The organism is Novosphingobium sp. ZW T3_23, assembly GCF_044987305.1.
Lineage (GTDB): Bacteria > Pseudomonadota > Alphaproteobacteria > Sphingomonadales > Sphingomonadaceae > Novosphingobium.
Map to the genome: position 1 here is coordinate 121,407 of NZ_JBJDRF010000005.1, position 15,491 is coordinate 136,897.

Below are 15,491 nucleotides of genomic sequence, written 5' to 3' on the forward strand. Positions count from 1 at the left end.
CCGGAGCGGTGTTCAAGCCGCAAGCCGAGCAATTCAACATGTGCCAATCACAATCGTGCCTGCATTGGTTTCAGGACTGCGATCATGATTGCAGTGCGGTGCCTTGCGATCTTCGCCGAGGCGAGAGGACCGGCACCGCTGCCCCGCCCGAAAGCGGGGCCGACGCCGCCTTACTTGGCGCCGTCACGCTCCATGCGCTTGCGCTCAAGCTTGCGAGCGCGGCGAACGGCGGCAGCCTTTTCGCGAGCGCGCTTTTCCGAGGGCTTCTCGTAGTGGCGACGCAGCTTCATTTCGCGGTACACGCCTTCACGCTGCAGCTTCTTCTTGAGAGCCCGAAGAGCCTGATCGACGTTATTGTCGCGAACGAGAATCTGCATAAACCAACACACCTCACAAATCGAAGGTACGAATTCCGCATTCCGACGCGGAAGGCACCTTGAAAGAAAACACGTAAATGCGCCGAATCCCTTATCGGGGTCGGCTCGAAGTTGGGCGCCGCTAGCACTGCCAGCGCGGGAAGGCAAGCAATCTTGGCCGATTTCTTGGCCGGGAATGCGCTCTCCACCGGGTACGAAGCCCCGATGGAGAGCAGTATACACCGATCCGCGCCGTCAGGCCAGTTGATCGACGATCAGGCCGGAAGCCGCGGCACCGGCCGAACTCACCGCCGAGGCCGTGTAGGTCACGCCCTCGGCCTGCTGGGCCTGGAGGTTTTCGAGGAATGCCTGGAGAGCGGCCAGGGCGGCGTCCGCCTCCTCGGATTCTTCAGCCTCGTCGGACTCTTCCGTTTCCGTCGAGTCGGTTTCATCCGTCTCTTCGGCTTCCTGGGTGGATGAAGCGCCCGGCGGCGGGCCGCCCGCGCCGCGAGGGCCACCGGGACCGCTTGGCCCGCCTGCTCCACCCGGCCCACCTTCGCCCGACTCGCCAGAGCCCGAAGGCGCGCCTTGCGAAGGCCCTTGCGCGAACAGCGACTGGAGCGCGCTGGCCTGCTCCTGCGTAAGGTCCCCACTCTCAACCTGATCGGAAATCAGGGAATCGATCCGCTCCTTCATCTGCGAGGGGTCGAGTCGGCTGCCGGAAGTGTCCGCATCAAGCGACTCGTCGATCGAATCGAGAGCCGATTCCAGCACCGAGGCATCGGTATCGCTGATCGAACCGTTGCCCACGGCAGTGGCGATCTTGTCGTCCATGTCCTGGCGTGGATTGAAAAGAGCGCTCAGCGCGCTTGTCGAGGATGATATCTGCATCATTATGTCTCCTTGCGGAGTGGGGTCGCACCCAAACTCCCTTATAGACGGGTGATGGGACACCCGGTCGGACGGAACGATTGGAAATCCGCGCATTCGCGGCTAAGGCGGCGCGATGCCCCAACCATCCTTCCTTGCCGCGTCGATCCTCGTCGCGCTGGGCGGCGGCCTAGGGTCCTGGCTTCGGTATCTCACCGGAACGGCCTGGACCATGCTGCTCGGCCCTGCCCGCACCGGCGCCTTCCCTTACGGCACGCTGACCGTCAACGTGCTCGGAAGCTTCGCCATGGGCCTGCTCGCGGGCTGGCTGCTGTCACGCGGCGCGCAAGGCGAAAACGCGCGTCTGCTGATCGGCGTCGGCGTGCTCGGCGGCTTTACTACGTTTTCCTCGTTCAGCCTCGATACCGTGGCCCTCGTTTCGCGCGGGCAGGTCGGTCTTGCGGCTTTCTATGTCGCGATCTCACTGATCGCGGGCTTCGCCGCGCTGTTCGCCGGCCTTTCCATCACGAAGGGAGTCGCCGCATGAGCCGCGACAATTCAGATACCGTCCGCCAGTTCACCGTCGGCCGCGACGATAACGACATTCGCCTGGACCGCTGGTTCAAGCGCCACCTCCCCGATGTGGGCTTCGCGATGGTTTCGCGCTGGGCGCGCACCGGCCAGATCCGCGTCGACGGCAAGCGCGCCGACGTCGACACCCGCCTCGCCGCAGGACAGGTCCTGCGCGTACCGCCGGGCGGCGAAGCGAAGCCTGGCCTTGGCGGATCGCGCCCGCGCCGTGAACTGACCGAAGCCGAGATCGAACTCGCCGATTCGATGGTCCTGACCCAGGATCGCTCGGCCATCGTGCTGAACAAGCCCCCCGGCCTCGCCACCCAGGGCGGTTCGGGCATGAAGGAGCACGTCGACGGCCTGCTCGACGCCTATTCCGAGAAGGGCCCGCGCCCCCGCCTGGTCCATCGCCTCGACAAGGACACCTCGGGCGTCCTGCTGGTCGCCCGCACGCCGGGCAGCGCCGCGTTCTTCTCCAAGCGCTTCTCCGGGCGCACGGCCAAGAAGATCTACTGGGCGCTGGTGGTCGGCGTTCCCAGCATCAACGACGGCATGATCGAACTGCCGCTCGCCAAGCAGCCCGGCACCGGCGGCGAGAAGATGCACGTCGACGAGGAAGGCGGCCAGTCGGCCAAGACCCGCTACCGCGTGCTCGATCGCGCCGGTAACCGCGCCGCCTGGGTGGAACTGCACCCGATGACCGGACGCACCCACCAGTTGCGCGTCCATATGGCGGCAATCGGCCACCCGATCGTCGGCGACGGCAAGTATGGCGGGCAAGAAGCGTTCCTGTCCGGCACGATCAGCCGCAAGATGCACCTTCACGCGCGCCGCCTGATCATCGAGCATCCGGACGGCGTTCCGCTGGACGTCACCGCCCCTCTGCCCGAGCACTTCGCCAACTCCCTGGCCTCGCTCGGCTTCGACGAGGCTGACGGCGCCGACCTGCCCGAATCCGCGCCGGAATTCACCAAGGACGACGAGAAGCGCGCTGCCAAGGCCCACGCCAAGCAGTACCGCAAGGAGCGGCGCGGCGAACGCCGCTCGCGCCGCGACGGCGCTTCCGAGCGCCCCGGTTCGCGCGGCAAGCCTTCGGGCAAAGGCCCCGGAAAACCTGGTGCCAAGCCTGGTGCCAAGCCGGTTCGCGCGGGTGCCCGGCCCGGAGCCAAGCCCGGCGCAAGGCCCGGCACGCGCAAACCCGCAGGCAGTGGTCCGTCCGGCCCGCGAGGCAAGCGTTGAGCGGTGCGATGAAGCTTGCCGTCTTCGATTGCGACGGCACCCTCGTCGACGGCCAGGCACCGATCTGCGAGGCGATGGAGGCGAGCTTCGCCGCCTTCGACCTCGTCGCGCCATCGCGCGGCCTGATCCGACGTGCGGTGGGGCTCTCGCTGCCCCAGGCGATCCAGCAACTTCTGCCGGACAGCGACGCAGCGCAGCAGGATGCCATGGCCGAAGCCTACAAGGTGGCGTTCCGGCAGGCCCGCGACGAAGGCCGCGTCTCGCAGCCGCTGTTTCCGGGCATCGAGGACTGCCTGCGCACCCTCCACGCGCGCGGCTGGACGCTCGGCGTCGCCACCGGCATGTCGGATCGCGGCCTGACGCACTGCCTCGCCGCGAATGGGATTTCGGACCTTTTCGTCACGCTGCAAACCGCCGATCGCCACCCCTCCAAGCCGCATCCGGCCATGCTGGAGGAAGCCCTGATCGAAGCCGGCGCAATGCCCGAAGCCGCCGTCATGATCGGTGACACCGCCTACGACATGAAGATGGCCCGCGCCGCCGGCACCCGCGCCATCGGCGTGGACTGGGGCTATCACCACCCGCGCGAACTGATCGAGGCCGGCGCCGAAAAGGTCGTCGAGGCTCCCAACGAATTGATGGAGTACTTGCTGACGTGAGCGCGAACGATCCTGCCAGATCCCGATTTGCGATCATCCAGCTCGTGCGCATTTTCGGCGTGGCCTGCGTGATCGCGGGCATGGCCATCGGTGCCCGCAAGGTCGACCTGCCCCTATGGGTCGGCTACCTGCTGATCGCGAACGGACTCATCGACGTCTTCGTGGTGCCCAAGGTACTCGCGCGCAAATGGCGGAGCCCCCGATGAAGCGGTTCTACAAAGACGCCTCGGTCGGTGAAATGGCCGATCCCGATAAAGGTAGCCAGTGGCGTGTCCTGCTGGACGGGCGGCCGATCAAGACGGCGGGCGGCCGTCCGCAGGTCGTCTCCACGCAGGCACTCGCAGAGGCGCTGGCCGCCGAATGGGCCGCGCAGGGCGAGCAGATCGACGCGCAGTCCTTTCATTTGCGCGACCTAGCCGATTTCGCCATCGATGCCGTGGCGCAGGACCGCGCGCAGACGATCCGCGACATCCTGCCTTATGCGGAAACCGACACGCTCTGCTATCGCGGCGATCCCGAGGATGCGCTTTACGAGCGGCAGCTTGCGGTCTGGGAGCCTCTGCTGGCCGAAGCGGAGACCCGCTACGACGTCCGCTTCGCACGCGTTTCCGGCATCCTCCACAAGCCCCAGCCTGCCGAGACCCTCTCCCGGCTCGAAACCGCGCTTGCAGCCGAGAACGACTTCGTGCTGGCTTCGCTCAAGATGCTCTCCAGCCTCGCGGCATCGCTGGTGATCGCCATGGCCGCGATCCGGCCGGGCACAGACGCCGAAGCGCTGTGGAACGCCGCCAGTCTCGAAGAGGACTGGCAGGTGGAACTCTGGGGCGAGGACTGGGAAGCCGCCGAACGCCGCGCGGCGCGATTCGAGGCTTTCAGGCTGGCGATCCGGCTGGCGGAACTTTCGCGGGCTTGAAGAACAATGCAGGGGCCATCGCCCCTGCACCTCCGGCAGCGCGCCCCTCGCATCGGACCGAATGGAATGGCTGCGCCGCAGGGAGCGCAAGACGAATCTGCGCGCGCAAGATCGACATTCCGAGGGTCCGGGGGATCATCCCCCGGTCTTCCCCTTAGTTCTGCTCACCCTTGACCCAGGCCGATACTTCCCGGGCCACCTTGTTCGCCGCATCGTTGACCGCCGGTCCGACAGCCGCCGCCTCGGGCTTCACGCCCGACACCACGGCTTCGAACCGCTTGGTGACGATCGGCCCGCCACGCTCGGTGCGGACGGCATCGAAGCGCACGACGACCGAAGAGGTCGGGACGTCATAGCCCATGTCGAGCAGTCGTCCGCCCACCAGGGTCTTGCCGGTCACTTCGAACTCCACGCCTTCGACGACCAGTTGCCCGGTATCCGCGCGCAGGGTTTCGGCCAGCAACGAGCGGAACTGGCGGCTGGGCTTCTCGATCCAGAACGCATCCTTGAGATAGGACATCGTGGCCGCATCAATCCGCACCGGCACGCGCAGCGCGTCGAGGCTGCGATCCGCTTCCGGGTCGAGCACGACGATCGCCTGCGCAATCTCGCCGCTACGCTGCGATCCCACCGGCGCGCGCGCCTCGGGCGAGAGGCGGAACAGCACTTCCGGCGGCTTGGCCGCCAGGCTGATGCAGCCGGAAAGCGCGAGGGCCGCCACGGCCGCCATGGCGCCGCCGAGGATCGGGGTCTTGTGCCGGAGCTTCATCGCGGTTCCCATCGTCGTTCTCGTGGTCATGGCCTGCTCATTCAGGGCCGATTCGTTCAGGGCCGGCTCGTTCATGGCTTATAGGTGGGCAGCTTCTGCCCCTTGATGAGCGCGCCTGCGCCCTGTTCGTCGATCTTCTCGGTCACGCTGCGCAGCGCCCTGCTCGTCGCGCGCAGATCGCGGATCGCGGCTTCGGCGGCGGGCAGCGTCTGGTTCGAGACCTTATCGAAGGCAGGTTGTGCGTGCTGGAGCGTCTGGTCGAGCGTTTCCATCGACTTCTGCGCCGCGCCCAGCGTGTTGCGGAGCTGCTCGGCCAGGGAATTGCCCTGATCGCCCAGGAGGTTGTCCGCCTTTCCTGCCACACCTTCGAACGCGACCAGGGTCTTGGTGGCCTGATTCAGCGTGGCCTGGAGTTCGGAGAGCGTGGCCCTCACTTGCGGCGTTGCGGCCGAAAGATCCTTGGTCATCTTGTCGGTATTCTTGAGGATACCGGTGATCGATCGGCGGTTCTCTTCGGAAAGCATCAGGTTGAGATTCTCCGTCAGCGTCGCCAGGCGTTCGAGCAACAGTGGCGCGTTGGAGAGGATTTCACCCAGACCGCCTCGCTTGGTGGGGATCACCGGCACGCCTTCCGGGCCCGGCTCGGTCAGCAACGGAGCGTCCTTCACCGCACCTTCAAGCTGGATATCGGCGACGCCGGTGAAGCTGCCCTGGATCGTCGCGGTGGTGCCGACGGTCACGGGTACCTTCTTGTCCACGCTGATGCGCACGCGGATGAAGCTGGGATCCTGCGGCCAGAGCTCGATCTGCTTGATCTGCCCCACCGGCACGCCGTTGTAGTCCACGCCGGAACCCTTCGCGAGCCCGTCGACCGACTGCTTGAAGAAGATGTCGAATTCGTTTCGCGCGTTGTCGTTGATGCGCGCGATCCAGATGATGAACGCCGCCAGCGTCGCCAGCAGCACCAGCGTGACGGCTCCGACCCATACGTGATTGGCCCGTGTTTCCATGCTGTGTGCCCTATGCCCCGCTTTCGTTGGTGTTCTGGATGGCGGGCCCCTCGGGTGCGGAGCCCTTCTGCGCGACCGGCGCATCTTCCTTCGTCGAAATCTCGTCCTTGGCGCCGAGCGCCGCCCGGCCGCGCGGACCGTTGAAATACTCCTGGATCCACGGATGGTCGAGCGCCAGCAGTTCCGAGATCGTGCCGACCGCGATCACCTGCTTGTCCGCCAGCACCGCCACCCGGTCGCAGATGGCGTGGAGCGTGTCGAGGTCGTGGGTGATCAGAAACACCGTGAGGCCAAGCGTATCGGCCAGTTCGCGGGTCAGGCCATCGAAGGCCGCGGCGCCGATCGGGTCCAGCCCTGCGGTCGGCTCGTCGAGGAACAACAGTTCGGGATCGAGCGCGAGCGCGCGGGCCAGGCCGGCGCGCTTCTTCATGCCGCCCGAAAGCTCGTTGGGATACTTGTAGGCCGCTTCTTCGGCCAGCCCGGCGAGCCGAACCTTGAACCGCGCGATCTCGGCACGGAGGCCATCGTCGATCTCGGGATAGAACTGCTTGAGGGGCACTTCCACGTTCTCGCCCACCGTCAGTGTCGAGAACAGCGCGCCGCCCTGGAACAGCACCCCCCACCGCGACCGCAAGTCCCTGCCCTCGTCATCGGTGGAGGCATCCATGTGATGCCCCAGCACGGTGATCTCTCCGGCAGTGGGCTGCTGGAGGCCGATGATCGAGCGCATCAGCACCGACTTGCCGGTGCCCGAACCGCCGACCACACCCAGGATTTCTCCCTTGCGGACCTTGAGCGACAGGTTCTCGTGAATGACATGGTCGCCGAAGGCGTTGCGCAGGCCCTCGACCACGATCGGAAACTCCTCCGACGCGGACGCAGGCTGTGGCGATTCCAGAGTTTCGACTTCGCTCATTGCCAGCCGATCTTGGTGAAGAAGATCGCGAAGAAGGCATCGAGCACGATCACGGTGAAGATGGCGGTGACCACCGCCTGTGTGGTGCGCGCGCCGACTTCCTCGGCATTGGAGGTTACCTGCATGCCCTGGTAGCACCCCGCCAGCGCCACGATCAGCGCAAAGACCGGCGCCTTGAGCAGCCCCACCCAGACGTCGGTGATCGGCACCACTTCCTGGGTGCGCTGGAGGAACGTCCAGAACGGGATGTCGAGCGCGAAGTTGGCGATGAAGGCGCCGCCGATGATCGCCAGCACCGTGGAATAGAACCCCAGCAAAGGCATCATCAGCATCGCCGCCAGCACCCGCGGCACCACCAGCGCCTGCATCGGCGAAACGCCGATAGTGCGCATGGCGTCCACTTCCTCGGTCAGCTTCATCGTGCCAATCTGCGCCGCGAACGCCGAGCCCGAGCGGCCCGCGACCATGATCGCGGTCATCAGGATGCCCAGTTCGCGCATCGCGAGCCGGCCGGTGAGGTTGATCGTGTAGATTTCGGCACCGAACTGCGCCAGCTGCACCGCGCCCTGCTGGGCGATGACGATGCCGATGAGAAAGCTCATCAGCCCGATGATCCATAGCGAATTGATGCCCACATGCTGCATGTGATGCACCAGCGCCGTGCCGCGCAGCCGTGAGGGGTGGCGAAGGACGGTGCCGAGCGCGGTGATGAGTTCGCCCAGGAAGCCCACCATGCGGACCAGGCCATGCCCCCAGTTGACCACGAGATCGCCGAGTTCGCCCACGGTCCGCACGAGCAGCGGCTTCACCGGCTCGATCTCGGGCTCATCCTCGGGAACTTTGCCGATGGCGGCGAAAAGGCGCTGGGCCTGCTCGCTCTGGCCGACGACTTCGAGATCGTGTTCGCTGGCATAGCGACAGACCAGCCAGGCGCCCGTGGTGTCTATATCGGTGACGCCGGACATGTCGATCCGCGCGAAAGGACCGTGCAGCGCGGCCAGCTTGACGCCGAGATTACCCAGCGAATGGACGCGCAACGGCCCCTTCAGCGCCACGGTCTGGACGCCATCCTGGTCGCTTTCCGACAGAGTGAATTCAGCCCATTCCCGCATGTGCGCTCGTATTGGGGGAAAATGCCTGTACCGGCAAGGGGTTCCCCTGCCGCGACAGATTGTTGATTTCGCAAGAGTCAGTCTGGGAAGATACCGTGGCGATTTCATGGCAGACCGCCAGCGAACCCTACGCGTACTTGCGCGCGGGTGCCTCTGCTGGCAAAGCCCCGCGCCATGACCGACACTCCAGAATCCGCGCCCGAAGCCGCTCTCGACAAGACTTTCGACCCCGCCCAGATCGAGGCGAAGTGGTATCAGCACTGGGAAGGCGAAGGGCTGTTCCGCCCCGAGCGTCCTGACGCGCAGCCGTTCACCATCGTGAACCCGCCGCCGAACGTCACCGGATCGCTCCACATCGGCCACGCGCTGGACAATACGCTTCAGGACATCGTGATCCGTCACGAGCGCCTGAAGGGCAAGGACGCGCTCTGGGTGGTCGGCACCGACCATGCCGGCATCGCCACGCAGATGGTGGTAGAGCGTCAGATGGAAGCGAAGCAGGACAAGCGCGCCAATTACACGCGCGAAGCCTTCATCGAGAAGGTCTGGGAGTGGAAAGCCGAATCCGGCGGTACCATCACCGGCCAGCTGCGCCGCCTGGGCTGCTCGATGGACTGGAGCCGCGAGCAGTTCACGATGGACCCGCACTTCACCAAGGCCGTGGTCAAGGTCTTCGTGGACCTGCACAAGCAGGGCCTGATCTACCGCGACAAGCGCCTGGTGAACTGGGACCCCAAGTTCCGCACCGCCATTTCCGACCTCGAGGTCGAAACGCGCGAGACCAACGGCCACTTCTGGCACATCAAGTATCCGCTTTCGGACGGTTCGGGCCACATCCACGTCGCCACCACCCGCCCGGAAACGATGCTGGCCGACATGGCCGTTGCGGTGAACCCGGAGGACGAGCGCTACAAGGAACTGCTGGCGCGCGGCGCCACCGTCACCCTGCCGCTGACCGGCCGCGAGATTCCCATCGTCGCGGACGAACACGCCGATCCCGAACTGGGTTCCGGTGCGGTGAAGATCACGCCCGGTCATGACTTCAACGACTTCGAGGTTGGCAAGCGTGCGGGCTTCAAGGCCGGCGACATGCTCAACATGCTCGATGCCGACGCCAAGGTCTGCCAGACGCAGGACGGACTCGTTCCCGCGCAGTTGATCGGCATGGACCGCTTCGAGGCGCGCAAGGCCATCGTCGCGTTCCTGGAAGAGGACGGCCTGCTCGAAAAGGTCGAGGATCGCGTGATCCAGACACCTTACGGCGACCGCAGCGGCGTCGTCATCGAACCCTGGTTGACCGACCAGTGGTACGTCGATGCCCAGACGCTTGCCGGCCCGCCGATGGAAGCCGTCCGCTCCGGCGCGATCGAGATCGTCCCCAAGACCTGGGAAAAGACCTTCTTCAACTGGATGGAAAACATCCAGCCCTGGTGCGTTTCCCGCCAGCTCTGGTGGGGCCACCGCATCCCGGCGTGGTATTCGGAAGACGGCGAAATCTTCGTCGCCGAGACCGAGGAGGAGGCGCAGGCGCAGGCCGGCAACAAGAAGCTGACCCGCGACAACGACGTGCTGGACACCTGGTTCTCCTCAGCGCTCTGGCCTTTCGCCACGCTCGGCTGGCCTGATGAAGACGCGCCGCTGCTGAAGAAGCACTATCCGAACGACCTGCTCGTCTCCGGCTTCGACATCCTGTTCTTCTGGGATGCGCGCATGGCGATGCAGGGCATTCATTTCATGAAGGAAGTGCCGTGGAAGCGGCTTTACCTCCACGGCCTCGTCCGCGCCGCCGATGGCCAGAAGATGTCGAAGTCCAAGGGCAACGTGGTCGATCCGCTGGGCCTGATCGACAAGTACGGCGCCGATGCGCTGCGCTTCTTCATGGCCGCCATGGAGAGCCAGGGCCGTGACGTTAAAATGGATGAAAAGCGCGTCGAAGGTTACCGCAACTTCGCCACGAAGCTGTGGAACGCCGCGCGCTTCTGCCAGTCCAACGGCATCGTCGCCAGCACCTCCGTCGCCGCCCCCAAGGCGACCACGGCGGTCAACAAATGGATCATCGGCGAAGTCGTGGAAACCGTCGCCGCGCTGGACAAGGCCATGGCCGACCTGCGCTTCGACGCTGCCGCCAATGCGATCTACCACTTCGTGTGGAACCAGTTCTGCGACTGGTACATCGAACTCATCAAGGGCAGCTTCGACGAAGAAACCAAGGCCGTCGCCGGCTGGGTGCTCGACCAGATCCTGGTCATGCTCCACCCCTTCATGCCCTTCGTCACCGAAGAGCTGTGGAGCAAGATGGGCACGCGCGAGAACGACCTGATCGTCGCCGCATGGCCCGCGCCGGAAGCCGTGGTGGATGCGGAAGCCAAGGCCGAAGTCGAGTGGCTGATCGCGCTGATCGGCAACCTTCGCGGCGCCAAGTCGGAACTCGGCATCGCGCCGGGCGCTCGCCTCACTGCCTATGTCGCCGATCCCTCGGACGCGACCCGCGCGGTGATCGGCCGCAACGGCACCGCGATCGACCGTCTGGCGCGTCTCGATGCGATCCACTTCGAGGCTGCTCCCGCCGGTGCCGCCATGCAGGTGGGCGCGGGCGACGCCACTTTGGCGATCCCACTTGAAGGCGTGATCGACATTGCCGCCGAGAAGGCGCGCCTCGAAAAGGCCATGGCGGCTTCGGTCAAGGAGCGGGACTCGCTCGACAAGCGTCTGGGCAATCCGGCCTTCGTCGAGAGGGCCAAGCCCGAGGCCATCGACAAGGCGCGTGCGGATCATGCGCACCACTCGGCCGAAGCGGAGCGTCTGGCTGCGGCGCTGGCGCGGCTGGGATAAGAAAAGGGAAACGCAGGGGTTAACACCCCTGCACCCCGATACTGGCGAGGTCGCGCGCGCAGCCGCGCCCGTGCTCTCCTTGCGGCTGCAGGCCATTTGTCTCCCGGCTCACAGTAAGCGCAAAACGGCCAGGCAGGGCGAGACCTCGACATTCCGAGGGTCTGGGGGATCATCCCCCAGGACTTCTCTCTTTTCGTTTTCCTACACCACGCGCATCTGACACCTTCGCGCGCATGACCACTCTGCCCCCTTGCACGCAATCAGCCGCGAGATGACACCTCTCGACAGAAGGTGACATTTTCTCCCCTGGACCGTGTAAACTGTGTCAACCACGCTCCATCAAACTGCATTCGAGAATACCCGTGACGCTTGCCCTTGCCACCACCACTCCCGGCGAACCCGAAGTGTTCGCCTCGCTTCAGGGCGAAGGCGCCAGCATGGGGCGGCCGAGCACCTTCGTGCGGCTGTCGCGCTGCAACCTCGCCTGCGAGTGGTGCGACACCGCTTATACCTGGCGCTTTTCCGGCGATAACCGCTTCCATCGGGACGACCTGGCGTTCGAGCGCAAGGCCAACCAGGTCATGGCCGAGGAAGCCGACGTGGCGCGCATGGTGGCCGACCTTCCGCCCGACCGGCTGGTCATCACCGGCGGCGAGCCCCTGCTTCAGGGCGCGCAGCTCGCGCGGATGCTGGCGGCGCTCGACGAGGCGCGGCCGGGAATGCATGTCGAGATCGAGACCAACGGCTCGGTCGCGCCGCACGCCGTGCTCGATGCGCGGGTGCAGCAGTACAACGTCAGCCCCAAGCTCTCGCACAGCGGCAATCCCGCGGAACTCGCGCTGGTGCCCGAGCGGCTCGATGCCTGGGCGGCCGATCCGCGCGCGTACTTCAAGTTCGTGGTAGCGGAACCGGCCGATGTGGACGAAGTTCGCGCGCTGAAGGATCGCCATGCGATCCCTGCCGAGCGGATATTCCTGATGCCGGAAGGCCGCTCCAGCGATGTCATCCGCCAGAGATCGGGTTGGCTATCGGATATCTGCACGCAGGAAGGCTATCGCTTCACCGACCGCCTGCACATACATATCTGGGGCGATACGCGGGGGACTTGAGGGGTACATGAACGAAGCATCGCCGATTCCCGCTGGAGAAACCGAGCCCCAGGAAGCACCCGCTCCGCAGCAGATGGAACGGATGAAGGGCGATCTCACGCAGGGTCCGATCCTCAAGACCCTGCTGATCTTCTCGATCCCGATGCTGATCTCGAACGTCCTCCAGACGCTCAACGGGTCGGTCAACGCGATCTGGGTCGGGCGGCTGCTGGGCGAAAGCGCGCTGGCCGCGACGGCTAATGCCAATATCATCATGTTCCTGCTGATCGCGCTGGTTTTCGGCTTCGGCATGGCGACCACGGTGCGCGTCGGCCAGCATTTCGGCGCGCGGGATATCGACGCGGCGCGGCGGACGTTCGGTTCCGGCGTCGGCTTCTGCCTCCTGCTCTCGGTGATCTGCGGGCTGGCCGGATGGTTCGGTGCCGAGGCGCTGTTGAACGCCCTCGGCACGCCCGGCCAGAGCCGGATCGAGGCGCTAGACTATCTGCGCGTGATCTTCGTGACGCTGCCGCTCGGCTCGCTTTCGTTGATGGTCTCGATGGGCATGCGCGGCGCGGGCGATTCCAAGACGCCGCTCTATGCCATGATCCTGACGGTGGCGCTGGACGTCATTCTCAACCCGCTGCTGATCATCGGCCCCGGCCCGCTGCCCTCGCTGGGCATCGCCGGGTCGGCGGCGGCTACGGCCTTTGCGAACTTCGCGGGGTTGGTGTTCCAGCTCTGGACGATCTACCGCAAGGATCTGCCGATGCGGCTGCGGGGCGCGGAACTGGGCTATATGATCCCGCGCGGCAGCGAACTGCGCTACGTGATCCTCAAGGGCCTGCCAATGGGCGCGCAGATGCTGCTGGTGTCTTCGGCGGGGCTGATCATGGTCGGCCTCGTCAACCGCGAGGGGTTGGACACTGCGGCGGCTTACGGCGCGTCGCTGCAATTGTGGAACTACCTCCAGATGCCGGCGATGGCGATCGGCTCGGCGGTCAGCGCGATGGTCGCGCAGTCGCTCGGCGCGCACGACCATGGCCGCGTCGGCAAGGTGACGGAAATCGGGCTGCTCACCAACCTGGCGCTCTCCACGCTGCTGGCGGCGCTGATCGTGGTGTTCGACCATCCGCTGCTGGCGCTGTTCCTGGGCAGCGACAGCCCGGCGATGCCGATCGCGCAGCATATCCAGTTGGTCTGCACCGCCTCGTTCGTGATCGTGTCGATCACCATGATCCTCACCGGCACCTTGCGGGCTTATGGCGCCGTCGTGATGCCGCTGATCATCATGTTCCTCGGCCTCTATCCGGGACGCCTCGGCTTCTATTACCTCGCCTACCCGCTGCTCGGCAGCGAGGCGCTGTGGTGGTCCTATCCGGTGGGATCGGCGCTGACCGTGGCGCTGACGCTGGCCTACTACCGCTGGGGCAAGTGGCGCGCGGCCTTCGATCTGTAACCTTTACCTCCCCTGCGCACGCCATCGCTGGACCGTGCGCAGGACCATCTCCTCCTCGCCGCCGGACGTGCTCCACAATTCGGTAAACGAGGGATCGGCGGAGGCGGGCCGCCTGGATTCCTCCAGATCGTCGAACGAGGCGCGGATCGGGATCGCCACGCCTTCGCCGCAGATCACGCATTCGCGGTTGCGCAGCGCCGGGATCGAATCGAGGAAGCCCCGCGCCCCTTCCGGCATGGCCGCGCGAACGAAAGCCTGGTCGCGATCGTTGTTGAGACGCATCGCGATGATCGTGCCGCACTGCGAAAGCACACCTTCGGCAAGGTCCGAGGGGCGCTGCGTGATCAACCCCAGCGAGATCCCGTACTTGCGCCCCTCCTTGGCGATGCGCGAGAGAATGCGCCCCACCGAGGAACCGTCGGCGTTCTTCTCGTTCGGAACATAGCGATGGGCCTCTTCGCAGACGAGCAGGACCGGCCGCGTCTTCTCCTCGCGCGCCCAGACGGCGAAGTCGAAGACCATGCGGCTGAGCACGGCAACCACGGTGCTGGTGATGTCCGAAGGCACGCCTGAAACATCGATGATCGAGATCGGCCGGCCGCGCGAAGGCAACCGGAACAGCGTCGAGACGAACTCCGCCATCGTGTCGCTTACCAACATGCCGGAGAACATGAATTGATAGCGCGGATCGCCCTTCAACTCGTCGAGCTTGTTCTTCAGCCGCATGTAGGGCGCGCTGGAGTGCCCCTTGTCGAGCTTGCCCATGTGGTTGTTGAGGATGTTGGACAAGTCGGACAGCAGATAGGGGATCGGCGAATCGACGGTGATCTTGCCGATCTGTTCGGCCAGACGATTCCTTCCCCGCGCCTCCAGCAGACACTTGCCGAGGATTTCGCAATCGAGTTGGCGCTCATCGCCCCGCGTGGTGACGAGGATTTCGCAATGTTCCTCGAAGTTCATCAGCCAATAGGGCATCTGCAGGTTCGAGACGTCCAGGATCACGCCGGTATTTCGGAAGGCGGCCGCATATTCGCCATGGGGGTCGACCATGATCACGTGGCCTTCGGGCGCCTGCTCGCAAATCCGGTGGAGGATCAACGCGGCGCTGGTGGATTTGCCGGTGCCGGTCGAGCCGAGCAACGCGAAATGCTTGCCCAGCAGCGCATCGATGTAGAGCCCGGCGCGGATGTCCTTCGTGGGATAGACGGTGCCGATCTCGATCGCCTGCCGTCCATCGCTGGCATAGACCTGTCGCAGATCATCGGTGCCGGCCGGATAGACCAGAGCGCCCGGCGTCGGATAGCGGGTTACGCCGCGGCGAAAACCGTGGATGCGCCCGGTCAGGCGCTCCTCCAGCCCTTCGCCCAGGAAGTCCGCCTCGGCAACGATGCCGCCGGGGACGGTGGAATCGCTCTTCTGGTTGCGGATACTGGCCAGCAGCCACCCTCGACCGACCCTGACCTTGACCTGGCTGCCCACTTGCCCGGCCATGGCGATCGAAGGATCGGCATCCCGCGCGGCTTGATCGAGCCGGTCGAGATCGAAGGCGATGCGAGTTCCGGCCCCGGATATCTCGAGGACGACTCCAATGGGCTCCTGCGCGGCGTAGAGTCCTGCCTCGCGCTCCATCCCGCCGCCTGCCGTCAGCAATTCGTTCATTGTGCCCCCGAAATGCGCCATTTCGACGGCAGGAGT

Annotated in this window: 15 protein-coding genes; 8 read left to right on the top strand and 7 right to left on the bottom strand. The window is 65.4% G+C overall.

The annotated features are described in order from the left end of the window. Positions 1–170 precede the first annotated feature (170 nt). On the bottom strand, positions 171–377 hold the full coding sequence (rpsU, locus tag ACI3K3_RS04945) for a 30S ribosomal protein S21 (RefSeq protein ID WP_007688176.1): 207 nt from the start codon (positions 375–377) through the stop codon (positions 171–173). Positions 378–611: 234 nt separating this feature from the next. Further along, a complete protein-coding gene (locus ACI3K3_RS04950) occupies positions 612–1,250 on the bottom strand; it encodes a hypothetical protein (RefSeq protein WP_404912510.1) in 639 nt (212 codons plus the stop codon). 112 nt (positions 1,251–1,362) lie between these two features. On the opposite strand from ACI3K3_RS04950, the gene crcB reads away from it, so the two are divergent. From crcB to ACI3K3_RS04975, 5 genes are read left to right on the top strand one after another with little or no spacing between them, the layout of a single operon-like run. Beyond that, positions 1,363–1,773 (top strand): fluoride efflux transporter CrcB, encoded by a 411-nt coding sequence (crcB, locus tag ACI3K3_RS04955; protein WP_404912511.1) that lies wholly within the window; start codon positions 1,363–1,365, stop codon positions 1,771–1,773. Next, positions 1,770–3,038, top strand: a complete 1,269-nt coding sequence (locus ACI3K3_RS04960) for an RluA family pseudouridine synthase (RefSeq protein WP_404912512.1) — start codon at positions 1,770–1,772, stop codon at positions 3,036–3,038. The genes crcB and ACI3K3_RS04960 overlap by 4 nt, the downstream gene beginning before the upstream one ends. An 8-nt stretch (positions 3,039–3,046) precedes the next feature. Beyond that, a complete protein-coding gene (locus ACI3K3_RS04965) occupies positions 3,047–3,697 on the top strand; it encodes an HAD-IA family hydrolase (protein WP_404912513.1) in 651 nt (216 codons plus the stop codon). Continuing rightward, positions 3,694–3,903, top strand: coding sequence for a hypothetical protein (locus ACI3K3_RS04970; protein ID WP_313437689.1), 210 nt, complete (start codon positions 3,694–3,696; stop codon positions 3,901–3,903). The genes ACI3K3_RS04965 and ACI3K3_RS04970 overlap by 4 nt, the downstream gene beginning before the upstream one ends. Further along, positions 3,900–4,610, top strand: coding sequence for an ATP12 family chaperone protein (locus ACI3K3_RS04975; RefSeq protein WP_404912514.1), 711 nt, complete (start codon positions 3,900–3,902; stop codon positions 4,608–4,610). Before ACI3K3_RS04970 ends, ACI3K3_RS04975 begins: the two co-directional genes overlap by 4 nt. A gap of 154 nt (positions 4,611–4,764) precedes the next feature. On the opposite strand, the gene ACI3K3_RS04980 is transcribed toward ACI3K3_RS04975, so the two are convergent. From ACI3K3_RS04980 to ACI3K3_RS04995, 4 genes are read right to left on the bottom strand one after another with little or no spacing between them, the layout of a single operon-like run. Further along, positions 4,765–5,409: an ABC-type transport auxiliary lipoprotein family protein gene (locus ACI3K3_RS04980; RefSeq protein ID WP_404912515.1), complete on the bottom strand. Its 645-nt coding sequence runs from the start codon at positions 5,407–5,409 to the stop codon at positions 4,765–4,767. A gap of 41 nt (positions 5,410–5,450) precedes the next feature. Then, positions 5,451–6,389, bottom strand: a complete 939-nt coding sequence (locus tag ACI3K3_RS04985; RefSeq protein ID WP_404912516.1) for an MlaD family protein — start codon at positions 6,387–6,389, stop codon at positions 5,451–5,453. 10 nt (positions 6,390–6,399) lie between these two features. Then, positions 6,400–7,305, bottom strand: coding sequence for an ABC transporter ATP-binding protein (locus ACI3K3_RS04990; RefSeq protein WP_404912517.1), 906 nt, complete (start codon positions 7,303–7,305; stop codon positions 6,400–6,402). Further along, the gene (locus tag ACI3K3_RS04995; RefSeq protein ID WP_404912518.1) at positions 7,302–8,417 is read right to left on the bottom strand and encodes an MlaE family lipid ABC transporter permease subunit; all 1,116 of its coding nucleotides are present in this window, start codon (positions 8,415–8,417) and stop codon (positions 7,302–7,304) included. Before ACI3K3_RS04995 ends, ACI3K3_RS04990 begins: the two co-directional genes overlap by 4 nt. Before the next feature lie 174 nt (positions 8,418–8,591). On the opposite strand from ACI3K3_RS04995, the gene ACI3K3_RS05000 reads away from it, so the two are divergent. The 3 genes from ACI3K3_RS05000 (at position 8,592) to ACI3K3_RS05010 (ending at position 13,796) form a co-directional block, all read left to right on the top strand. Beyond that, positions 8,592–11,249 (top strand): valine--tRNA ligase, encoded by a 2,658-nt coding sequence (locus tag ACI3K3_RS05000; RefSeq protein ID WP_404912519.1) that lies wholly within the window; start codon positions 8,592–8,594, stop codon positions 11,247–11,249. A 362-nt stretch (positions 11,250–11,611) separates the two neighbouring features. Then, the gene (locus tag ACI3K3_RS05005) at positions 11,612–12,358 is read left to right on the top strand and encodes a 7-carboxy-7-deazaguanine synthase QueE (RefSeq protein ID WP_404912520.1); all 747 of its coding nucleotides are present in this window, start codon (positions 11,612–11,614) and stop codon (positions 12,356–12,358) included. A 7-nt stretch (positions 12,359–12,365) separates the two neighbouring features. Further along, complete coding sequence (locus ACI3K3_RS05010; RefSeq protein WP_404912521.1) at positions 12,366–13,796, top strand: MATE family efflux transporter; 1,431 nt, start codon at positions 12,366–12,368, stop codon at positions 13,794–13,796. 3 nt (positions 13,797–13,799) lie between these two features. Here ACI3K3_RS05010 and ACI3K3_RS05015 read toward each other — a convergent pair whose 3' ends face one another. Next, the gene (locus ACI3K3_RS05015; RefSeq protein WP_404912564.1) at positions 13,800–15,425 is read right to left on the bottom strand and encodes an ATP-binding protein; all 1,626 of its coding nucleotides are present in this window, start codon (positions 15,423–15,425) and stop codon (positions 13,800–13,802) included. Positions 15,426–15,491: the final 66 nt, after the last annotated feature.